The sequence below is a fragment of the Enterococcus phoeniculicola ATCC BAA-412 genome (genome assembly GCF_000407505.1).
Lineage (GTDB): Bacteria > Bacillota > Bacilli > Lactobacillales > Enterococcaceae > Enterococcus_K > Enterococcus_K phoeniculicola.
The window spans coordinates 80,755-104,058 of record NZ_ASWE01000001.1 but is presented as its reverse complement, the minus strand read 5'-3'; the positions used below and the strand labels follow the sequence as shown (position 1 = coordinate 104,058).

21 protein-coding genes and 1 other RNA gene are annotated in these 23,304 nt (G+C 37.0%); 5 read left to right on the top strand and 17 right to left on the bottom strand.

Going from position 1 to position 23,304, the window contains the following annotated elements; genetic code table 11:
- Positions 1-154: 154 nt before the first annotated feature.
- From I589_RS00435 to I589_RS00405, 7 genes are all read right to left on the bottom strand, one after another.
- Entirely contained in the window at positions 155-952 is a 798-nt protein-coding gene (locus tag I589_RS00435) for an AAA family ATPase (protein WP_010770119.1), read from the bottom strand.
- Between the two features lie 58 nt (positions 953-1,010).
- A complete protein-coding gene (dtd, locus tag I589_RS00430; protein WP_010770120.1) occupies positions 1,011-1,457 on the bottom strand; it encodes a D-aminoacyl-tRNA deacylase in 447 nt (148 codons plus the stop codon).
- Between the two features lie 12 nt (positions 1,458-1,469).
- On the bottom strand, positions 1,470-3,683 hold the full coding sequence (locus tag I589_RS00425; protein WP_010770121.1) for a RelA/SpoT family protein: 2,214 nt from the start codon (positions 3,681-3,683) through the stop codon (positions 1,470-1,472).
- Between the two features lie 536 nt (positions 3,684-4,219).
- Positions 4,220-4,969 carry a 16S rRNA (uracil(1498)-N(3))-methyltransferase gene (locus I589_RS00420; protein ID WP_010770122.1) on the bottom strand — a complete coding sequence of 250 codons (750 nt, stop codon included), beginning with the start codon at positions 4,967-4,969 and terminating at the stop codon, positions 4,220-4,222.
- Position 4,970: 1 nt separating this feature from the next.
- Positions 4,971-5,918, bottom strand: coding sequence for a 50S ribosomal protein L11 methyltransferase (gene prmA / locus I589_RS00415; RefSeq protein ID WP_010770123.1), 948 nt, complete (start codon positions 5,916-5,918; stop codon positions 4,971-4,973).
- A 12-nt stretch (positions 5,919-5,930) separates the two neighbouring features.
- Positions 5,931-6,419 (bottom strand): DUF3013 family protein, encoded by a 489-nt coding sequence (locus I589_RS00410; protein ID WP_010770124.1) that lies wholly within the window; start codon positions 6,417-6,419, stop codon positions 5,931-5,933.
- Positions 6,416-7,051, bottom strand: coding sequence for a DNA-3-methyladenine glycosylase (locus I589_RS00405; protein ID WP_010770125.1), 636 nt, complete (start codon positions 7,049-7,051; stop codon positions 6,416-6,418). Before I589_RS00405 ends, I589_RS00410 begins: the two co-directional genes overlap by 4 nt.
- Positions 7,052-7,187: 136 nt before the next feature.
- Here I589_RS00405 and I589_RS00400 point away from each other — a divergent pair, with 136 nt between their 5' ends.
- From I589_RS00400 to I589_RS00385, 5 genes are all read left to right on the top strand, one after another.
- On the top strand, positions 7,188-8,498 hold the full coding sequence (locus I589_RS00400; protein WP_010770126.1) for a replication-associated recombination protein A: 1,311 nt from the start codon (positions 7,188-7,190) through the stop codon (positions 8,496-8,498).
- A 122-nt stretch (positions 8,499-8,620) separates the two neighbouring features.
- Positions 8,621-8,815, top strand: a non-coding RNA gene (gene ssrS / locus I589_RS17985) — 6S RNA.
- 68 nt (positions 8,816-8,883) lie between these two features.
- The gene (locus I589_RS00395; RefSeq protein WP_010770127.1) at positions 8,884-9,165 is read left to right on the top strand and encodes a hypothetical protein; all 282 of its coding nucleotides are present in this window, start codon (positions 8,884-8,886) and stop codon (positions 9,163-9,165) included.
- Between the two features lie 82 nt (positions 9,166-9,247).
- Entirely contained in the window at positions 9,248-9,721 is a 474-nt protein-coding gene (locus tag I589_RS00390; RefSeq protein WP_010770128.1) for a universal stress protein, read from the top strand.
- A 349-nt stretch (positions 9,722-10,070) separates the two neighbouring features.
- The gene (locus tag I589_RS00385) at positions 10,071-11,180 is read left to right on the top strand and encodes an SLC13 family permease (RefSeq protein ID WP_010770129.1); all 1,110 of its coding nucleotides are present in this window, start codon (positions 10,071-10,073) and stop codon (positions 11,178-11,180) included.
- A 455-nt stretch (positions 11,181-11,635) separates the two neighbouring features.
- Here I589_RS00385 and I589_RS00380 read toward each other — a convergent pair whose 3' ends face one another.
- The 10 genes from I589_RS00380 to I589_RS00335 form a co-directional block, all read right to left on the bottom strand.
- The gene (locus tag I589_RS00380; RefSeq protein WP_010770130.1) at positions 11,636-12,091 is read right to left on the bottom strand and encodes an NUDIX hydrolase; all 456 of its coding nucleotides are present in this window, start codon (positions 12,089-12,091) and stop codon (positions 11,636-11,638) included.
- A gap of 114 nt (positions 12,092-12,205) precedes the next feature.
- A complete protein-coding gene (locus tag I589_RS00375) occupies positions 12,206-13,393 on the bottom strand; it encodes an acetate/propionate family kinase (protein WP_010770131.1) in 1,188 nt (395 codons plus the stop codon).
- A gap of 22 nt (positions 13,394-13,415) precedes the next feature.
- Complete coding sequence (locus I589_RS00370) at positions 13,416-14,423, bottom strand: class I SAM-dependent methyltransferase (protein WP_010770132.1); 1,008 nt, start codon at positions 14,421-14,423, stop codon at positions 13,416-13,418.
- A 393-nt stretch (positions 14,424-14,816) separates the two neighbouring features.
- Positions 14,817-15,755 (bottom strand): ROK family protein, encoded by a 939-nt coding sequence (locus I589_RS00365; RefSeq protein ID WP_010770133.1) that lies wholly within the window; start codon positions 15,753-15,755, stop codon positions 14,817-14,819.
- Positions 15,756-15,759: 4 nt separating this feature from the next.
- Positions 15,760-16,386 (bottom strand): YesL family protein, encoded by a 627-nt coding sequence (locus tag I589_RS00360; protein ID WP_010770134.1) that lies wholly within the window; start codon positions 16,384-16,386, stop codon positions 15,760-15,762.
- Positions 16,387-16,432: 46 nt separating this feature from the next.
- Complete coding sequence (locus I589_RS00355; RefSeq protein ID WP_010770135.1) at positions 16,433-18,070, bottom strand: type 2 periplasmic-binding domain-containing protein; 1,638 nt, start codon at positions 18,068-18,070, stop codon at positions 16,433-16,435.
- Between the two features lie 12 nt (positions 18,071-18,082).
- Positions 18,083-18,997, bottom strand: coding sequence for a carbohydrate ABC transporter permease (locus I589_RS00350; protein WP_010770136.1), 915 nt, complete (start codon positions 18,995-18,997; stop codon positions 18,083-18,085).
- 11 nt (positions 18,998-19,008) lie between these two features.
- Complete coding sequence (locus tag I589_RS00345; RefSeq protein ID WP_211215212.1) at positions 19,009-19,869, bottom strand: ABC transporter permease; 861 nt, start codon at positions 19,867-19,869, stop codon at positions 19,009-19,011.
- 127 nt (positions 19,870-19,996) lie between these two features.
- Positions 19,997-21,004 (bottom strand): LacI family DNA-binding transcriptional regulator, encoded by a 1,008-nt coding sequence (locus I589_RS00340; RefSeq protein ID WP_010770138.1) that lies wholly within the window; start codon positions 21,002-21,004, stop codon positions 19,997-19,999.
- Positions 21,005-21,183: 179 nt separating this feature from the next.
- Positions 21,184-23,304: a glycoside hydrolase family 3 N-terminal domain-containing protein gene (locus tag I589_RS00335; protein WP_010770139.1), complete on the bottom strand. Its 2,121-nt coding sequence runs from the start codon at positions 23,302-23,304 to the stop codon at positions 21,184-21,186.

The following is a 23,304-nucleotide window of genomic DNA, read 5'->3' as shown; positions in this document are numbered from 1 at the left end:
TTAAAATTTTTTAATACAAGTAACTATTTTTCCTGTTTAATAATCCCTTTTGAATAAATACTTATCAACAACTTAGCAGCCTTATCTTTCCATTAGTACTCGATTCACTGGTACTTGCTCTTCATTCAAACGTTCACTTTTTCTTCTTTGCAGGTTAAAAAGCTTTCCAATTTTCAGAAAAAAACTCCGCCATTACTCGTATATTTTCTAACTCGGTCCATTTTTTAGGTAGCATATTTTTCTGATCCATATCATAAATGGTCCCTTCTAATTCACCAAGAAGAAGAGGTGAATGTGTTGAAATTAAAAATTGACAATCAAAAAATCGGGCTGCCTCGGTAATTTTTGCTGCCAGTTCTAGTTGTTTTTTCGGTGAAAGAGACGCTTCTGGCTCATCAAGTAAATAGAGCCCACCCGGTACAATATACTCTTCAAACACCTGCATGGCGGTCTCACCGTTTGAATATTTTTCCTGAGCAAATAAGATTCTTTCTATCTGCTGTTTCATCTGGTAGGAATTTTTATGTTTTTTTATTTGCTCGTTTGTCATCCCCAACTGCTTTTTCTTATAAAGATATCCCTCAGCTAAAATAGCTTCTTGCTGGATTTTCTTGATTTCGTATAAGATATCTTCACTCTTTATATAATAGGAATCTTCAGAAAGTGTTCGTAAATAAGGTCCCTCTTCTACTTCTTCAAAAAAAACCTTCAATTCTAAAAGATACTGATTAACAAACTTAGAAAAATGTGGCATTTCAGCGCCTTTTATCCCTAGCTTTAAAGCTAAAAGATTCAGTAGCGTCGACTTTCCAGAACCATTGCCTCCGTAAAACATAGTAATCGTGTCTAAAAGAAAATGTTCCCCTGTTTTCCCTCTAAAAACATTGTAAGGATAGAGATTAGGATTCCCCACTGTTTCAGAAGAAAGCTGGATTGATCGAATATAGTTCATAGGCACTCCTTTTCAAAAAAAGGACTGAGGCTGTCTTTTGCTCCTCAGTCCTTTATTTTTATTTTTCTTTAGAGTCAATAATAATAGTAACTGGTCCATCGTTGGTTAATACAACATCCATATCTGCTCCAAATTCGCCTGTAGAAACAGGAATTCCTTTTCGCTTCAGCCCATTATTAAAGGCTTCATATAAAGGAATGGCTTGTTCTGGACGTGCTGCCTGAATGAAACTAGGACGATTTCCTTTTCGTGTATCTGCAAATAGAGTGAATTGAGACACACTCAAGATACTTCCACCTATATCGGAAATACTTAAGTTCATCTTCCCTTCCTTATCTTCAAATACACGCAGCAGAGAAATTTTTCGAACAAGATATTCAACGTCCTCTGTCGTATCTGTTTCATGAATACCTAATAGAATCATAAATCCTTTGCCAATTTTCCCAATAGAATGTCCATTTACTTGAACCTCAGCTTGACTTACACGTTGAATAACTGCACGCATTTGTTTTCGCTCCTATCCATTTGTTCTACGAACGCTATATACATCTGGCACCATTTTGATTTTATCGACAATTGTCTTTAGATGCGTCAAATTTTGGATACCTAATGTTACATGAATCGTAGCCATTTTATTTTTTGTTGTTTTAGCCTCTACACTAACCAAATTTTTCGTCATTGAATTAATGGTTTGCAGCACATCATTTAATAAACCTGATCGATTGTAGCCGTAAATTTCCAAATCTGCGTCATACTCTTTTTTTGTATTACTCGAATCTTCCCATTCTACTTCTATGAGACGTTCAGCTAAATCTTCCTTGCTTTGAACATTCGTACAGTCTGCACGGTGAATAGAAATCCCACGCCCTTTTGTAATATACCCAACAATCTCATCGCCAGGAACTGGGTTACAGCACCGGCTAATTCGAATCAATAAGTTTTCTACCCCTTGAATGACGATTCCGCCTTCATGACGAACTTTCATTTTTTCAGGCTCTTTTTTCACTGATTGATTTAAAATATCATCAGCTTCCTGTTTTTGCTTTTCTTTTTCACGTTCACGTCGTTCTTTTTCAGTTAAACGATTGGTTAATGTCAACGCGCTCATCTCACCGTAGCCGACTGCGGCATATAAGTCATCTTCGGTTTGATAATTGAATCGCTCCAGTGCTTCATTAATTTTGGCTTTGCTTAAAAATTCTTTTGGCATAAATCCTAGTTCATTCAGACACTTAGTTACTGCATCATGCCCTCGAACAATATTTTCTTCCCTATCCTGAACCTTGAAGAAACGCTTAATTTTATTTTTTGCCTTACTAGTTGCAACCATTTTTAACCAGTCACGACTTGGACCAAAGGAATTCGGTGAAGTTAAGATAACAATAATGTCACCATTCTTCAGTTTATAATCCAGCTGAACCATTTTTCCGTTTACTTTTGCCCCGGTTGTTTTATTCCCCACATCCGTATGAATACTGTAGGCAAAATCAAGAGGTCCTGATCCTTTCGGAAGCTCCGTTACATCCCCTTTTGGCGTAAACACATAAACCTTGTCACTAAAGATGTCGCCTTTTACTCCTTCCATAAACTCAGAAGCATCATAGCTCTCATCTTGTAACTCGATAATTTCATGGAACCAGCTTAACTGCTTGGTCATACCATCTGGTTCAGTTTTTTCTGTTTTTCCTTCTTTATACGCCCAATGTGCAGCCACCCCAAACTCAGCTATTTGATGCATTTCGTGCGTTCGAATTTGGATTTCTACAGGATTTCCCTTCGGTCCAATCACTGTCGTATGCAAGGATTGATACATATTGGCTTTTGGCATTGCAATATAGTCTTTAAAACGTCCTGGCATTGGCTTCCATTTCGTATGAATCGCGCCTAAAACTGCATAACAATCTTTGATTGAATCCACAATCACACGAATAGCTAATAAATCATAGATTTCATCAAATTGCTTTTTTTGATCCTTCATTTTTCGATAAATAGAATAGATATGTTTCGGACGTCCATAAATTTCAGCATAAATTTCAAGCTCTTCGGTTGCTAGTCGAATTTCTTCTACCGTCTCTGAGACATAAGCAACCCGTTCTTCACGCTTGGTCTGCATTAGGTGAACAATTCGATAATACTGTTTTGGATTGAGATAACGTAAAGCGGTATCCTCAAGCTCCCATTTAATACGGCTAATCCCTAAACGATGAGCCAGCGGTGCATAGATTTCCATGGTTTCCTGAGCAATTCTACGCTGTTTATCCTCACGTAAATGTTTTAACGTACGCATGTTGTGTAGACGGTCAGCAAGTTTCACCATGATGACCCGTAAATCCTGTGCCATAGCTAACAGCATTTTACGATGATTCTCTGCTAATTGCTCTTCGTGAGATTTGTATTTAATTTTCCCTAGTTTTGTCACGCCATCTACTAGCATGGCAACATCTTTTCCAAAGACTTCTGCCAAGTCTTCTAGGGTAACATCAGTATCTTCAACTACATCATGTAAAAATCCTGTAGCCACTGTATGAGGATCCATTCTCAATTCAGCAAGAATCCCTGCAACTTGGATAGGATGAATAATATATGGCTCCCCCGATTTACGGACTTGCCCTTCATGAGCCTGAGTCGCATAATCACAAGCTTTTTGGACAAAAGCTACGTGGGTTGGGCCCATATATTGAGCAACAATCCCCATAACACCCGGTCCTGTTAATATTTTTTCTTTCGGCATGGCTTACATCCCTCCTTATAAACGAAATAAGCTGAGACATCATTCCTTGAATTTCATGTCCCAGTTTATGTCCACTCTAAAAATTGAAACAGTCAATTTTCAGTTTCTTTATTAAATGATGATTGTTCTCATTATACAAAGAATTACATGATTTTTCAATTCTATCAAACCTAAATATGAAGAAGTTCAACGATTCTTTTAAGATAAATAAAAAAATTGATTTCTCTATTAAATCCATCCATTCTATATCAGGAGAAAAAATTTAAAAAGTAAAAAAGAAAAATCAATCAACTCCTTGTCCTCTATGTCACTTTTTTTCTCGAGCACATCCTTCAAACTGTAACAAAAAAGATTGAGATTGGGAAAGAAGTGTTTAGCCTATTTCCGAAGCCTTCAATTCTAAAATCGTTTCACTTTCGATGATGCACATTCTCAGAGCCAACTGCTTCTGTCCAATAGAAATAGAAATTAGTGGGGAATGTATTCGATGAAATACATTCCCCACTAATCTTAGTATGTTTTTTCTTATTTTTTACTTACAGCATTTCCCACTGGTAGCTTGCTGCACTTAGTAAATATAACGGCGCTGTTTCTGTTCGCAAAATTCTTGGTCCCAGCCCACAGACAATCGCATCTCTTTGCTCAAATATTGAAATTTCCTTTGGAGAAAGTCCTCCTTCTGGTCCAAAAATAGCCAGTACTCGGCTTCCTTTTGGTATTTCTTGAAGTGCTTTTGACAAGTTGGATTGTTCCCCTTTTTTTGCTGATTCTTCATAAGCAACCAGCAGAACATCGAATTCTTTTATATAGTGATAAAAGTCTTGTTTTTGTTCAAATAATTGAATCGTTGGCGCAACGTGTCTATGGGATTGTTCGGCAGCTTCTTTAGCAATCTTTTCCAGCCGTTGCTGTTTCTTACTGAGTTTTTTTCCGTCCCATTTCACTACAGAGGCATCTGCTGGGAAACCAATAAATTCATGGGCACCTAATTCTGTTCCTTTTTGCACAATCCACTCCAGCTTATCCCCTTTAGGATAGCCACTTGCAATCGTTAAATGACTAGGCAGCTCTTTTTGTCCGATTTCCTTTTGACGTTCGTTTAAAAAAACGGTGTCCTCTGTAATTTCTGCGATTTCCGCAATCACGGCTATCTGATTTTTAAAAACAAGGTATACTTGGTCCTCGGACTTCATACGCATCACCCGAACCATGTGATGATAATTTTCTCCTTGAATTTCAAATAGTGTTTCTCCAGAATAGTCTGTCTCTACAAAGTATCGCTGCATATTACACTTCCTCAGACTTTTTCAACACAATGGCATACCAGTCTTTTTGCTGGAAAACTTGATCTACGACAAATCCTTGTTGTTCCATCGCATCAATGACTAGTTGTTTTTTCTCTTCAATAATCCCAGAAACAATTAGTGTTCCCTCTGGCTTTAACACGCGCCATGCGTCTGGTATCATCAATAAAATAATGTCTGCCAAAATATTAGCAACAATTACATCCGCCTGCAAATCAATGCCTTGTAATAAATCATTAGCAGCGACATTTACATCTGCTGCGACAGGATTCATATCCATATTTTCTTTGGCTGCCCTTACAGCAACCTCATCTAAATCATAAGCAAAGACATCTTTTGCCCCAAAATGTTTGCTAGCGATACTTAACACGCCTGAACCTGTTCCAACATCTACTACAGTTTCTCCGCCACGCAAGACGGTTTCTAATGCTTGCAGCGTTAAACGAGTGGTTGGATGTGTCCCTGTTCCAAAAGCCATCCCTGGATCCAAAGTAATAATTTTTTCTAATTCATCACGTTGTTCGTAGGCTTCCCAACTAGGAACAATCGTTAAAAAGCGAGTAATTCTTACTGGATGATAATATTTTTTCCAAGCTGTCGCCCAATCACTCTCTGCTACTTCACTTACCGTCAGTTCATTTTTCCCAATTGCCAACCCAAATTCTGGGAGTGCCGAAATGCTGTCTTTAATAAAAGGTAAAATTTCTGGTAAAAAGGTAGTTTCTGGAAAGTAAGCCATAACAAGGGCACCTTCTTCTATATATGTGAAATTCTCCTTGTCGAGAAGTTCACCATATGCATCACTTTTAAAATTCTCTACATCCAGCGCATCTTCAATAGCAACGCCGCTTGCTCCTGCTTCCATCATAATATTGGAAACAGCTTCAACTGCTTCACTAGCAGTCTCTACTTTTACTTCATTCCACTTCATCTGTTTTCTCCTTTAATAGCTGGGGTATGATAAATACTCGTCCCCATCTTTTTCTTGATAAGCTTCCATATGTTTCAGCAAGTCTTCATTTTTCCACACTAATTCAAAAATTGCTTCTTCACTGTCATCTGCTAAAAAATCTAGCAAATCACTTTGTCCTTGGTCCAATACTTCATTTAAATAGTCCACGAATCCGTCTACCATTGCGCGGCTGATTCCTTTTTTTCCTTCGTAAGGAATTACTGCTAGAAAATCTTCCTCTGAAATTGTTGATTTTTGCGGGTTGTAGAATAAAATGCCATCTTCAAATTCAATAATCTCTTCTTCAGATGCCACTCCTTGTGCATCATCAATTTCCACCAGACTCTTATTCTCTCCGAATAAACGAACAATGACTTCAATTGTATGGTTTGCTTTATCCCAGTCGATAGCAACATCATACTCCGTTATTTTTTTACTAATTCGTTCATCTAAATAGGTTAACATTGTTTGCTTTTTCATTTATCTGTCCTCCAGCCAAAGTTGACTTCATCAATTTTATTTTTTCGTTGTAAAGAGATATAGGGATTTCCTGCGACAACATAGCGTAATGGTTTTTGCGTCCAAATCCCTTTATTAGGGATACCGATTCTAGGCAGTCTCTCGATTTTCTTGGGATAAATTCTTTTTTCCGGCGCTAAATGCAGTGTGCTGTCAAAAATAGATTGACCATATGAATCCTTTGTAATTCCTAACGCAGCAACTAATTTTCCTGGCCCATTACTAATGTCTGCTGTCGTTTTTCCTCCACGGTTTTCTTGCATTTTTTCTATTCCTTCAACAGGCTGCAGCCCCCGAATCATCACTCCTTGTGGCACGCCCTCAGGCTGGGTCACAATATTCAACAGTAAGTGTGTGTGCATCGTGTATAAATAAATCGTTCCTGGTTTCTGATACATCGCTGCTAATCGAGGAGTTTTTCTTAGCCCAAAGCTATGGGCAGCTTCATCATCTGGCCCTAGATACGCCTCTGCATCAACAATATAGCCCGCGAGAAGACCATCAGATGTTTCATGAACTAAATACATGCCTAACAAGTATTCTGCAATTTCTTCTGTTGTTTTTGTTTCAAAAAACTGAATCATTTCTTCCATATTCTTCACCCCTCTTATCATACACAATTATTGACAGAGACGCCATGAAAACTCTAGTTGTAAGGCTGAAACTTCCTCTTTTTTTAACGAAACATGCTATACTTAGTCTAATGATTTTTATTAAGGGAGGGATTTTATGCAACAGCCTTTAGCCTACCGTATGCGACCTAGAAACTTAGACGAAGTCGTAGGCCAACAGCATCTTGTTGGAGAAGGAAAAATTATCCGCCGAATGGTTGAAGCCTCCATGCTTTCATCTATGATTTTATATGGGCCTCCAGGTACTGGAAAAACCAGTATAGCTAGTGCTATTGCTGGCTCTACTCAATATGCCTTTCGCATGTTAAATGCGGCAACTGATACAAAAAAAGATTTACAAATTGTTGCTGAAGAAGCAAAAATGAGCGGGACAGTAATTTTACTATTAGATGAAGTCCACAGACTCGATAAAACAAAACAAGATTTTTTACTGCCGCACTTAGAAAGTGGTCGGATTATCATGATTGGTGCAACAACCGAAAATCCTTACATTACGATTAATCCAGCCATAAGAAGTCGAACACAAATTTTTGAAGTAAAGCCTTTAACAGAAGAAGATATAAAAAAAGCAGTCGAATCTGCCCTTCATGATAAAGAAAGAGGGTTAGGTACGTACCCCGTTCAATTAGAAGAAAAGGCACTGCTTCATTTATCCCGAGCAACCAATGGAGATTTGCGGAGTGCTTTGAACGGATTGGAGCTTGCAGTCAAATCAACACCAGCAAACGATGAAGGAACCATTTTATTGACTCTTTCAGTAATTGAAGAATGTGTACAAAGAAAAGCGCTCACACATGATAAAGATGGCGATGCTCACTACGACGTCATTTCTGCCTTTCAAAAATCGATTCGCGGAAGCGATGTAGATGCAGCGCTTCATTATTTAGGTCGTCTAGTTGAAGCAGGCGATTTGGCTATCATTTGTCGCCGACTCATGGTCATCGGCTATGAAGATATTGGACTTGCAAATCCTGCTGCTGCAGCACGCACGGTGAATGCAGTTCTTGCTGCCGAACGCTTAGGTCTCCCTGAGGCAAGAATTCCTCTGGCAGATACTGTCGTCGATTTGTGCTTATCACCAAAATCGAATGCGGCTTATGTCGCACTAGATGAAGCCATCTCAGATATTCGTATAGGTAAAGCCGGAGATGTACCTGATCATTTACGTGACAGCCATTACAAAGGGGCAAAGGAGTTAAATCGCGGGGTTGGCTATCTCTATCCACATGGGTATGAAGATGCATGGGTCAATCAGCAATATTTACCAAACAAACTGAAAAATGCCCATTACTACAAACCTAAATCGACAGGAAAATATGAACAGGCGCTTGGCCAGCAATATCAGCGAATTCAAGAATGGAAGAAGAAAAATCGACAAACTGCACCACTTACTGAGTCAGATAACTAACGAATTATTTTCATTTTTTTAGTTTTTTAAAATTTTTCTATTTCTTATTTTTAATGATTACGCTTTCTTTTTATGAGGTAATCTCGTTGCTCTTTTTATTTTCATGTGCTACTATAGAGATGGGAAATCTGTGATGTGCGAGTTGTCCTCTTTGTGTGTTGACCGAACATTTTTATTGATATATTGGGATCTGTCTTGTGTCAAAGTTGGTAACACGCCTTTTCATTTGGTAGTTCAATACTTAGACCGTGGAACCCACCTGCTTGAATTTGCGGGATCAATACTACAGGACGAGTAACGGCATTAACGGATATTACCCATTCTTTTGAATGAAGCAATTTGCTTTTGGGCAAGTTGCTTTTTTCTATTAAATGGAGGAGCTTTAATGATTCAAATTTTAATTGGACTTGTGGCATTATTATTATTAATCGTTGGATTTTATTTATTAAAAAAACAAGAGGTATTTTTAGTTTTAATTCCTGATGAAGAAGAAAACAAATCCTTTTTATCCCAATTTGGTTATATTTATCTATTTCTCGGAGTGGTTGGCATTGTTGTTGCTAGTCTAAACGACCGAGTTTATGCACTCCTTTTTTTAATTGCCCTTTTAAGTCTTGCCGCAGTTTTTAGTATTTTATTCGCTCAAAAAATGTCTTCTTCAAATTAGCGAAATGATTTTCTTTTTTTGCGTTTTGCTTTACAATTAAGGTGTAAACAAATAAGCAGGTATTTGAGAAGGAGTGGGTAGTATGTTACAACAATATACAAAGATTATGGTAGCCGTAGATGGTTCAAGTGAAGCAGAATTGGCATTTAAAAAGGCCGTAAACGTTGCAAACCGAAATGATGCAGAATTGGTGCTTGCTCACGTAATCGATACTCGAGCTTTTCAAACAGTTTCTTCTTTTGACGGAATGCTCGCTGAACAAGCCACCGAAATGGCCAAACAAACTTTAGCTGACTATGAAACATACGCAAAAGATCATGGGGTTAAACATTTAACACAGGTTATTGAATATGGTTCACCAAAACCGATTATTGCAAAAGAAATTCCTGAAGATCATAAAGTAGACTTAATTATGTTAGGTGCAACAGGGCTTAACGCAGTAGAACGGTTATTCATTGGATCTGTCTCTGAATATGTCATCCGAAATGCAAGTTGTGATGTGTTAGTCGTTCGTACAGATTTAGAAAATAAAATTCCCGAAGATACCAAGGAATAATGGCTCTAAGTAAAATGATGTGGATGCGTAAAATTTAGCGCCTTTAAGCAACGAAATCCAGTTGGTTTTCGTTGCTTATTTGTTTGGCCTCAATGTAATTCACTGTTCTAATTCTAGTAACGTTCAATGAGCTTCTAACTAACTAGTTTAAATGAAATCGGTCAATTACAACAGAAAGCCCCTTTAGTTAGACCAACCTCTTACATTCATATAAAATTTTTTAAACTCACGAATGTAGTTAAAAAAATGTGCATTCATAAAGTAAAACTATCTTTTTAGATCTGTTTAACTTAAAATAAATTATCACGGACACTTGTTAAAAAAGATTAATTGAAAAGAGGAAATATATTTGCCTATTTTAAAAAAATTTGTTGAAGACAAAGTATTTTTAGTAGTAGCTATTCTTACTTTTTTTTGCGGAATAATTTGGGGATGGACATTCGAATTTATTGATATGAAAGTGATTTTATCACTGTTTGGGCTAATGAGTACAATAAAAAGTTTTGAACATCTAGGTGTCCTCAATGGAGTAGCCAATTTTCTAGCAAAACATTCTTCAACTGTTAGAAAACTTACACTTAATATGGTCTTGTTATCCTTTTTCTCAGCTATGTTTCTCACAAATGACGTAGCAATCATTACATTAATGCCAATCTATCTTTCTATTATAAGAAGAATACCAAAAAAGACCTCCCCTATTCTTGGATCCATCTTATTGATAGTCGCAGCCAATTTAGGTAGCACCATGATGCCTTTTGGAAACCCACAAAATATTTACTTGTTCTCATATTATAAATATACTTTGATTGAATTTTTTTCAATATTATTTCCTTTACTTATTCCATCTCTACTTTTTCTGACAATTTTATGTTTATTTATTAGTAATCAAGAATTGTCCATTGACGATACATTAACTAGTCATAAGAATAGCTCAACAGGAAAATTGATAATTACCACAACCGTTTTTTTAATTATGATTGCTTATGTTTTACATATTATTACTAGTCCATTACTAGTTTTATTTGGTATAACTTGCTTGTTATTTATAGATAAAAAAACATTAACAGAAGTAGACTACCCTTTACTTGCAACCTTTATAGGTTTCTTTTTGATAGTTGGAGACTTAATTAATTCGCAATGGATAAAATCATTTATTGAGCAACTTGTCCAAACTAAGATGAGCACATATGTAAGTTCAGCATTAATCAGTCAGCTGATCAGCAATGTTCCGGCGAGTATTTTGCTTGCTCCGTTTTCCAGAAATGGAGATCCTCTATTATTGGGAACCAATATAGGCGGCTTGGGCACTTTGATTGCATCTTTAGCAAATTTAATAGGATTTAATATTTTTTCTCTTTATTACCCAAAAATAAAAATAGTCTTCGTAAAATGGTTTTTAATCCTTAATTTTTTACTATTAGGAGTCTATTTTTTAGTGGGATGGTTCATTCTTTCTTAAAAAAATAGTATAGAACAAAGTCGCTCCATAGCATAATGACTTTATAAGCTCTATTTTAATAGAACCTTGTTTCATAATAATACCAGTAATGAACCATTGTTCTCGAGAAAATAGTTCACTACTGGTATACAAATATCTATTCGATGGTCTACTTTAGCCATATCTTGTAATGGAAAAGACTCAATTAAGAAATAATTATTTATCCTGTGGTATCTAATTCAATGGGTAATGAATAATGTGTGGGGAAATTTCTTATTATAGAAGTTGTTGAGAGACAAACGCAGTGGAGACCTTCAATTCTTAAAACGTTCCGCTTTTAGAGATTGTTGAGAGCGAAACGTAGCGGAGATGAGTTGCTTCTCCAACCTTTATTAAGATTTTACGAAGGTGGGACATAACTTCATTAGTTATGTCCCACCTTCGTCTTTTTATCTTATTCAGCCCTATTCTCTTACTTAAATCACATGCTGAAATTCAAATTTCTGGTTGTGAATCATCTCAGCTGCAATTTCAGGATATAAAGTTAATTCTTGGATTTCTTCGGCTGTCTTCCATTCGTAAATAAATGTTTTTCCTTCTTCCTGTCGTATTTGGCTCTCAATTTCCTGTGTGTCGAGTTCAATAAAGTATCCATAGTTTAATTCGTGATAGTTTATATTTTCATGAGAGAAAAATTGTTCAACGTGAAAAATCAGATTTTGGGGTTGCACGATTTCATAGTCCAGCTCTTCTAAAAACTCTCGTTTTACAGCTAACCAGCTGTCCTCACCAAATTTTACTCGTCCACCAACAAGACACCAAAAATCATCCTGCACTTCTTTATGAATGAGATAGTGTTCTCCACATTTTACTAGTGCACTTGTTCGGACATTTAGTAGTCCCTGTTCCATTAAAATAGATAAATCTTGCATAATATCTCTCCTCTCTATCATCTAAAAAAATACCATCTGACAAAAAACTTTTGTAAAAGAAAAAAGACAGCCTTAAAGCTCTCTTTTTTCATGTGATATAACCTTATCAATTTTTTATTTACGTAAACGTTCTACGTCACGTGCGATAACCAACTCTTCATCTGTAGGAATTAATAATACTTTTACTTTTGAGTCAGCTGTTGAAATCTCAACTTCTTGTCCACGTATAGTATTTTTCTCAGGATCGATTTCACAACCAAACCAAGACATGTTATTGATTACTTCGCTACGTACATGTGCGTCATTTTCACCAATACCAGCAGTAAAGACGATTGCATCTACGCCATTCATTACTGTAACGTAACTTCCGATATATTTACGGATACGGTCAGTAAATACATCATATGCAGTTTGAACTTCTGGTTTATCTAGATTTGCTTCAAGGTCACGCATATCACTTGATAAACCTGTTAGACCCAATAATCCAGATTCTTTGTTTAGAATGTTAATCATATCTTGAATATCAGTTAGGCCCAATTTTTTCATTAAATAAGGTAATAATGAAGGGTCAATATCACCAGAACGAGTCCCCATGGTTACACCAGCTAATGGTGTGAAGCCCATTGATGTATCCACAGATTTTCCGCCATCAACGGCTGTAATTGACGCACCGTTTCCTAAGTGGCAAGTGATGATTTTTAGTTCTTCAATTGGACGTCCAAGTAATTGCGCGGCACGTTGTGAAACATATTGATGGCTTGTTCCATGTGCACCATATTTACGTGCAGAGAATTTTTCATAATATTCAGTTGGAATGCTGTATAAGAAATTATGTTTTGGCATAGTTGTGTGGAATGCTGTATCAAACACAGCTACGCTGATAATATCTGGTAAAATTTTCTTGAATGCTTTGATTCCCATTGCATTTGCAGGATTGTGTAGTGGTGCTAAGTCCGCTAATTCTTCAATTTTTTCTAAAACATCGCCTTCAATAACTGTTGAATCCTTGAAGTATTCTCCCCCTGCAACTACACGGTGACCAACACCTGTAATTTCATCATAAGAGCCTAGAATTTTTAAATCAATTAATTGATCTAGCAACATTTTTACAGCAATTTCATGGTCATCAATGTCAATAATTTGTTCAAATTTTTGATCATCTCCATATTTGATTGTAAAAATAGAATCCTTCAAACCAATACGTTCAACGATTCCTTTTGCGATAACATCCTCAGCTGGCATTTGATATAGCTGCCATTTCAAACTTGAACTTCCTGCATTGATTGCAATTGTTTTCGACATAATAATCTCCCTTTATTTATATTTACAAATTTTTGTTTTTCCAGTTTTCAAATTGCTTAAAGAATTCTTTTATTGTTTCGGTATCTTTTAAAGAGGCAACTTTTGCCAGTAGCACTTCGTCTACTTGCTTTGCATCTTCTCCTTTTTTCTGAAGAAGGATGATACTTTTTCGTGAGTCTTTGGTTTTGAAGAGGTCATCTGGCAATTGAATAATGCCTTGAAGATAGACTTGACTCGTAATCCATTTTTTTACATACGCACTTTGCTCTGTTTCTAAAAAGTTCGTTGGTAATAAAAATAGCCCAAAGCCTGATTCTTTCACGTATTTCATTGCTTGCTCCATTAATAAATGATGAGCGTAGCTGTGTCCTTCTTTTGCACCAGTTAAAAACTCAGCGGCTTTTTGATCATTTGGATAATACCCAATAGGCAAGTCGCTCATCGCTACATCTACTGGCTCAATCAATAAATCCTGCAAACCATCTTGATGGAAGAACTGAACTTTTGCCTCAGCCAATTCACTTGTTGAAGCTGCAATAGATAGTAATGTCTCATCAATATCTACACCTATGCCTGACGCTTCATACTCGGCAAGCTGTAAGTTCAAGACACTCGTCAGCAATAAATTCCCCATACCAGAAGCAATATCTAATAATGCAACAGGTTCTTTTTTGTCGGGAAATAACTGTTCAATCAGATAGACAAACAGATAACCAATGCTATCGGGTGTTAACTGATGATTCGGCTGCAAATGCTCTTCTTTACTTCCTTTTAGGAGTAAAAGCTGACTTAACTTTCGCCATTCTTCTGGTTCTAGATGCGTTTCTTTTATTTGCTGATAAATCTCCATCAATCTTTGGGTCGTCTGTTTATCTGGCTGCCCATCAATTACTCGCACTTGATGATTGTCAATCAAATTCTCAGCGTTTTCAATATACGCGTCTAAAAAAGAAGTATCCAGTGCATTTTGAAGCAGTTGGATAGCTTCCACGTTCAATGTAAAGACTTGTTCAATTTTTTCAGGAAACATCCTGCACCTCATTTCAGAAAGCAAACTATAACAATTTTTATACCTGTTTAATTCTAACGAATATTTCAAGAAATTTCAATCCATTTCGCTGTTTTTCAGTGTTTTTCTTTGTGAATCAAAGAACAAAGAAGTTTGTTTTAACGTTCTAAAAAAAGAAAAGAGTGGGACATAACTATCCAAGTTATATCACACACTCTTATAATTTTATTGAACAGTAAGGGAGAAACTCATCTCCACTTCGTTTCGCTCTCATCAATCTCTAAAAGCGGAACGCTTTAAGAATTGAAGGTCTCCACTTCGTTCTCAACAACTGCTACACATGAAATATGTTAAAAATGAAAGCTACGCAAATAAGTTAAATCTTTTCTTTTACTAGCTTGTCACATTTTTGCGTCAGTTTTCCTTTAATAGCTGTTGATGAATTTGGTAGACTGCCCCAATCATTCCTGCATCATTTTGAAGCTTCGCAGGTCTCACTTTCGCAATGGTTTGTTCTTTTAAATAATTAATGGATTCATGTCGCTGAATCAACTCAAAAAGACGTTCCTGAAGTCGCTTGTTGAAGGTTTCATTAGAACTAATTCCGCCTCCGATTAATACAACCTCAGGATCAAAGCAGCTAATTAAATTTAGCAGTCCCACAGATAAATCAGTAAAAAAACGAGAGAGTATCTCGGTGGCTAACGCTTCACCTGATGCTTCTCTTTTTATAATTTCTCTGGCATCCCAGACATCTTCAGACGCTGAATTTCTTTTTTTCTGTGCTAAATTGTATTGATAGCATAAACCACCTACTGTTGCAGCTTTTTTGTTCAAGGAGACTTCTTCAATATCTCCTGTCACAGGAATCTCATCAATAAGGCACCAGCCAAATTCGCCTGCCATTCCATGACTTCCACGAAATACCTCGCCATTAATGATTATTCCCCCACCTATTCCCGTTCCTAAAACAATGCAAAGGTAATTATCCATGCCTTTAGCGTTTCCAATCCAGCGTTCAGCAATTGCGGCTGCATTTGCATCATTTTCTATACTTACAGGTAAACCGGTAAGTCTTTCCAGCTCCACCTTCATATTCATTCCATAAAATGGTTTGATGGCTCCTGCCGTTAACATAAATCCATCTTTTTGAATAATTCCTGGTGCGCTAATACCAATTCCCTTAATTGTTGAATAGGTTTGTTTGAAGCCCTCTACAATCTCGTGTAATTCACTGACAAACGTAGAGAAGTCATAATTTGTGGGCATTGATTTTTTTTCTAAAATCGTCCCTGTTTCATCTAATACCCCATATTTTACATTTGTTCCACCTATATCAAACCCTACGTACATATTCTCAACTTCTCTCTTCGGTAATATCATACTTCTTAAAAACGTTCATTAAAATGTTGGCATTAATAAAAATAACGGTTCCGATACCAGTGAATAGCCAAACAAATAATAATTTAGGTAAATAGATTGGTACAATAACGACTCCTCCGATAGTAATAAAAAACACAATAATGCTTTGTGGTAAATGTTTAAGCGACAAAATCATTGCATTTACAACCGTTCCAGACAACGAATTATCAAATCGAGCAATCAATGGAAATAGATAGAGACTCATCAGTACTAAAAAAGTGATAAATACCATTGTAAGGTAGTAGGCAATTTTATTTCCCACCATAAAGCTTTGTACGTATGGAAAAGTCCAAAAACCTGCTCCGATAACAGCTAGTATCAACACCCATAGTTTTGTTGCCGGAAGCATATTTAGCTTTAGCTGCCGTAAATATTCTTTATACAGCACACCTTCACTATGATCTATCATCTTATAGGCGGTTCCATATGCGCTCGCCAAAGCCGCACCAATCGTCACCACAGGCAAGCAGGAGATGATAAAAATACTATTCAAAAGTAAAATTTGATAAATTCTTTCCATTCCACTATAAATTTTTCCTTCTGTACTAAAAATTTTCGACATACTCCTGCCTCCTCATTTGTTGTCCTTTATTATCTACTCAATCGTCTTACAAACCTAATTTTTTCTTATTTTCTTCAATTTTTTCATTACGAACCTTGTTTACATCATCAATTTTATTATCTTTTTGGAAATTCTTGTAGTCTTCCAGCAAGCTATCTAATTCTTTTTCATCCTTTGCTCTAAGCATGCCCACTAAGGTTGTACTCCAATTCGTTTGAATGGCGCTCAATGCACGCGCTTCTTGTGTTCCAGCATCCGGACCAATATTTTCTGTTGGGAATTGTGATGTAAGTTTACCATCTCCCCATTCTTGCATTTGTTTCACAGCATCTACATAAGAAGCGTCATTCATCGCTTTGAAACGGTCATGACCAAACTGGATGAATTCACCCATACGATACTCTAATTGCCATTTTTCAGGATCATCTTGTTGAATTTTTCTTGCTTGCTCTGTCCATTGTACTTTATTGTCAGCTTCAACAGTATATGTTTCCCCTTCAATACCAAAGTTTGTCAGCATTTCTCCTTCATCACTCAATAGATACGTGAATAGTTGAATCGCTTTTGCAGGGTCCGCACAGTCTTTACCGATATAGTTAATCATCCATCCTGAAATTCCTGCTTGTGTTAACGTTGGCTTGTTTCCTACAGTACTTTGAATTCCATCTATAGCAATATATTCAGCATCTGGATTGCTTGCTTTAAATGTTTGCAATGGGATTCCCTGGTTAACAAAAGAACCCAGCATGACCGTTGCATATTTACCTGTTTGAAGTTTTTCTTTAAATTTATCCCCATCATCTGTAAACGTGTCATCAGAGATATTACCATCTTCATGTACTTGACGGAATGCCTTCACCCAGTTGATATAGTCTTCGTCTAAATTACGGTCATAATATTTTCCATCTTTTGTATAAGGAACACCTAACATATCTTGTACAACACCATCCATAGAGCCATTAGATGAGCCGTCTTTTGCAAAATCATTGAAGCCAAACGGAATTAAATCCGGATATTTCTCTTTAATTTTACTCATGCCATCTGCAAAGCCTTCTGGTGTAGTGAAGTCTGGTTTTCCAATTGCTTCATACACATCTTTTCTGATTACGAAGGCATCTCGTGCAAAGATGTCCCCACTATCAAAATCACTTTGTGTATTTGAATAATCAGGGTAGCCATAAGATTTTCCATCTGATAATTTATACCAGTTCAACGTTTCTTCACGAGTTACTTCATTGAAATAAGGATCGTAAGTTTTTGCTAAATCTTGTAGTGGCAATGCCCAAGAGTCTGCTTTACGGGCAACTTGAGAATTTGAATCAAAAATCGTTACGATGTCCGGCATATCTCCCCCTGCAAAATAGGTATTTAACTTTGTGTCATCTCCTGTAATAAATTCAATATCGATGTTCAGATCTTCTTTGATTTTCTTTGTTACCATATCTTTTCCATATTCGGTGTTCCACCAGTCTGCATTAACATACCATTTTAATTTAGTCGTTTCCTTTTTCGTATCTAATTGCCAAGCTGGCGTTTTTGCATCTGGTGTATAGCGATCTTCAATAGATGGTAAACTTACCTCTTTATCTTTTGACGCCTCTTTGTTATTTCCACAAGCACCTAATAACATCACACTTGCCAAAGCGAGTGTCCCTACAATTTTCTTTTTTGATAACTTAAACATTTCCTTCTCCTCCTATTCTTTTACTGCCCCAAGCATCATACCTGAGATAAAATGTCTTTGTAGCAATGGATAGATAATTAAAATTGGAACGGTCGTGACAACAATTGTTGCCAGTTGTACCCCCTTAGATGTTGTGCTGATTTCGACCGCTGCATTTAAGCCTTGTTGAGATGCTGCCTGAGATTGCGTGATAATTTCGTAGAGTTTCATCTGCAATGGATAAAGCGCTCTGTCTGTCACATATAGCTTGGTTGTCATAAAATCATTCCATTGCCACACTCCATGAAATAGGGCAATCGTTGCTAAAGCAGGTTTAGATAATGGCACAAATATTTTTAGAAAGACGCCCCAATCACTTGCACCATCAATCTTGGCAGATTCCTCTAAAGACGTAGGAACATCTCTAAAGAAATTCATCAAAATAATGACATCATAGTAACTTAATAAGGCTGGGATAATATATACCCAAAACGTATTTAACAAATTTAATGATTTAATCAATAGATAAGTAGGAATCATTCCCCCAGAAAAGAACATTGTAATAATTCCCATGGTGGAATACAGTCCGCGACCTTTCAAATTCCGTTTAGATAAAGCGTAAGCCATAATCGCACAAAAGGCTGTATGTGCGAAAACGCCAATCACTGTTTTTCCTATCGAGATAAGTAATGCTTGCCACATTGATGCATCACCTAATACTTTTCTATAATTATCTGTTGCAATCTCTGAAGGCCAAAATACAAAGTCTCCTTTTGCTAGCGCATCACTGGATGCAAAAGAAGAAGCAACAATATTCCAAACAGGGACGATGATAACAATGGTAAATACTAACAATAATAAAATATTGACAAAGTTAAAAATCTTGCTGTCTTTATCTTGAACGACATTACTCTTTGGTTTTGCTAATGATAAGCTGCTCTTTTTCATCGTGTCCCTCCTTAAAGTACTGATTGATTATCATTCAGTTTTTTCGTGATAATATTTGTTAAGACCAATAAAATCACCGAGATAATCGAGATTCCCAATCCTACAGCTGTTGCATAAGAAAAATCACCTTGCATTAACCCTACTCGATAAACATAAGAGTTGATGACTTCTGCTTTTGGCTGATTTTGCGAATTCATTAAGACTAATGTTTGATCCAGATTTGAGTTAAACAACCCGCTGACACTTAGAATCAGATTTAATGAAATAATGTTTCGAATCATTGGAATAGTGATACTCCAGATTTGACGAAGTCTGCTGGCTCCATCCATTTTTGCTGCTTCATAATAGGTAGGATCAATTTTAGACATCGTTGCCAGATACAAAATTGTTCCCCATCCTGCTTCTTTCCACACATCTGACAGTGAAGCAATCCACCAGTACTTGCTGACATCTAACATATGATTTTGTTTTGTTTGAATTCCAATAAAATTCAATAATTCATTAATCATTCCATTAGAAGAAAACCAGGTAATGATCATTCCGCCTAAGATAATCCAAGATAAAAAATGGGGCAGATAAGAGATAGTTTGTATTACTCGTTTAAATACGCTGTCTCTTAGTTCATAAATCATAACCGCAATAATAATTGGCAGAACAAATCCAAAGGCTAGTTTCAATCCACTAATGCCTAATGTGTTAATTACGGACTCCCAAAAATATTTATCCTCCATGATAATCCGAAAATTCTCTAAACCAACCCACTGTGCACCATCTATTGTGTCTATGACTGTGTAATTTTTAAAGGCAATCACTAAGCCATAAATGGGGATAAAACTAAAAATAATCATGTAAATAATGCCGGGAATGGCCATGGTTTGCAGCTGCCATTGATGACCAAAGTCTTTCCACCATTTTGAAAAACGACTGGTTGAGGCTGCTTTTGCGTTCTTTGCTTCCACCCTTTTTCCTCCTTCTTTTCGCTTCCTTCTTTACTTATATCTAACGACTCAATCGTTTAGTTGTTTCTCGTACCACTAATTGACAATCCAAGGTCTTACTTTCTCCTTTTTTTTGATTGTTAATTAATTTCATCAACTCAATTACTGCTTGTTTTCCTTGTTCTTGTATCGGATTTTGAATCGTTGTCACACTTGGCTTAAAATAACCTAGCAGTTCAATATCATCAAATCCTATTACACTGAAATCCTCTGGCACGCTCAGTCCTAGCTCATCAATTGCCTTTATGACGCCAATAGCAGATAAATCATTTCCTGCAATCCATGCAGTTGGCCATTTATCTCGTGGGGTCGTCAATAAGTAATTCTTGATATTTTCATAGCTCTCTTTTTCTTCAAACAAGCCTGTAATCGTCCAGTCGGGATTTATGGGCAGTTGATGCTCAGCCATCACTTCCTGAAAACCTAGATAACGTTCATCACTGTCATAAACATTAGGGTGTCCAGGTAAAAAGCCAATTTTTGTGTGACCATTTTCAATTAGATGTTGTGCAGCAATTCGACCTGCTTTCTGAGAATCAAAGACCACACTGCTAATGCTTCCGTCATTGATTTTCCGATCAACAAATACAGCCTTCACACCCTCTGCACGAATCGTACTCAATGACTCTTCATCGATTAATTCTTCAAATCCGATAAATCCATCTACCATATTTCCTAATAAGTGAGAGCTAAGAATCTGTTTATCCGAGGAAATAAGTACGTTCACCCCATATTGATAGTTACCAGCTTCTTCAACAATTGCTTCAATCAACGTATTGAAGTACGGACCCGTTATGGTATGAGTATAAAGCCCAATCATCTTTGTTGTTTTTGTTTTCAATTGTTTTCCCATTAAATTTGGGGTGTAATGAAGTTTTTTCGCGGCTTCCGTCACTCGTTCTATGGTTTTCGGTGTTACTACATCCAGCCCGTTGAGTGCTTTGGAGACAGTCGCAATGGAAACATTGGCTTCTCGTGCAACCTCTCGGATCGTTACTCGCTCTTTCATGAAATCCCTCCAAATAAAAACGTTTTTATTTTCAGTTAATAAAAAAGAATTCTTTTTAATTTATAGACAAAGTATAGATAAAAACGTTTTCAAAAACAATATCTAACAGCAAGTCTGGTTGCTCAACTCTTCGTTTTGAAAAAACAGTCACGGTGGTACAGCCTGTACCACCGATACACCTATCCTACGTACTCAAAGGTAGCTGTTGAAAGTTCTTTTTCCGCACTAGTACCTAAAAATAAATGAAATGTACCTTTATCTGTTGTTCGAGCCAAATCACTATGCACATAAGCAAAATCTTTTGCCTCAACAACAAACTGGACTTGCCTTGTTTCACCTGGCTCTAGAGATACTGGCTGCCATGCAAGCAATTCTTTTTTCGGACGAATGATTTGCGTAAATGCATCTTGGAAATAAATTTGCGGCAACGTATAGCCTGCTTGATTAGATAGATTTGAGACAGTAAACGATAAAGTAAGTTGTTCATTTCTAGTTAATTGCTTATTTGAAAGCCTTAAATCAGAATAAACAAATTCACTATAGCTAAGTCCATGACCAAATGGATAGAGTGGACCATTTTCTTCATCTAAATAGCGAGAAATATACTTTTGATCTGCATTTTCTGCAGTCTTTGGACGTCCGGTAGACATTTCTTGATAAGAATAAGGAAGCTGACCGACACTTCTTGGATAACTCATTGGTAAATGCCCGCTGAAATTTCTCGCACCACTCAACAATGAGGCTAACGCTGTTCCTGTTTGACTTCCTAAAAACCAAGCAGAGACAATTGCTTTTACTTTTGGTTCTACGTCTGTTAATACAAGCGGTCTGCCGCTAAACGTCACTAAAATACTCTCTGTATTCTTTTTATAAATGGTTTGAATAACTGTTCGTTCTATTTCACGAAGCGTCAAGTCAGTTCGGCTAGCTGCCTCTCCAGCTTCTTCACTTGTTTCTCCTACAGCAATCACCACTTTATCTGCACGGCTGGCTGCTTCTTCGATTGCCTGCCAGTCTGGCACTTCATCGGTAATCGGAAGGATTTCAAGTGTTGAAACGATTTTTCCCATACCTTCTGATAAAGAACTCGCAGCCTCCATCTCACCAATCCATGACCAAGCACCTAATACATCCCTTGTCACCGCTTTTGTTCCTACCAATAGAATTTTTTCTTCTTTTTTTAAGGGAAGAACCCCTTCATTTTTCAAAAGAACCGCGCAACGAACTGCCGCTTCATAGGACGCTTTCGTCAACTCTTCCAAATCAACAGTCGTATCCAAGCCACGATAAGGATTTTCAAACAAACCTAACTCATTTTTTAAGGATAAAACACGCCAAACAGCCGCATCTAACGCCTCTGTTGCTTGCGTTTCTTCTACAATCGCTGCCAGTTCTTTCAGATAGCAATCCGTCATCATATCCATATCTACCGACGTTTCAAACGCTTTTTGTGCTGCTTGTTTTGATGTTTCAGCTATTCGATGCGCCTTCAATTCCGCAATTGCCGCCCAGTCAGAAATTAAAAGCCCTTGAAAGCCCAATTTTCCTCTCAAAACATTTTGCACTAAAGAAGTATTTGCGGTAACAGGTACCCCATGTACACTATTAAAGGAGGTCATCACCATTTTTACGCCTTCTGAAATTGCGCCTTCAAAAGCTGGCAAGTAATTTTGATAGAGCTCAACGTCTGAAACATCTACTGTATTATAATCTCTGCCGCCCTCTGCTGCACCATAACCAATAAAATGTTTTACACACGCAGCTACGTGTGACTCATTTTTTAAGTTCTCGCCTTGATAGCCACGAACATACGCTTTCGTTAACGCAGTTGATAGGCGCGGATCTTCACCGTTACTTTCCAAGACTCTCCCCCAGCGTGGATCTTTTACATAGTCTGCCATTGGAGAGAAAGTTACATGAACTCCTTCTTTCGCTGCTTCTTTTGCGGCATGCCGTGCAACAGTTTCTATTAATTCTGAATCAAAAGAAGAGGCTAAAGCTAGAGGAATAGGAAAAATTGTTTCATACCCATGAATTACATCTGCCATAAACAACAACGGAATTTTATGCCTGCTGTGAGCAAGATAATTCTCTTGAATCTTTCTCACCTCTGTTGCTCGATGCGTCCCTAAAACAGAACCTAATTGATATAATTGTTCTTCGTCCATTGACCACTGAGTCATAGGACCGGTCACTTCGCCTTGATTCCCAAAAAAATCTGGAGTCACTTGCACCAGTTGGCCGACTTTTTCTTCCAAGGTTAAACTTGATAATAATTTTTTCAGTTCTTCAGTTTTCAT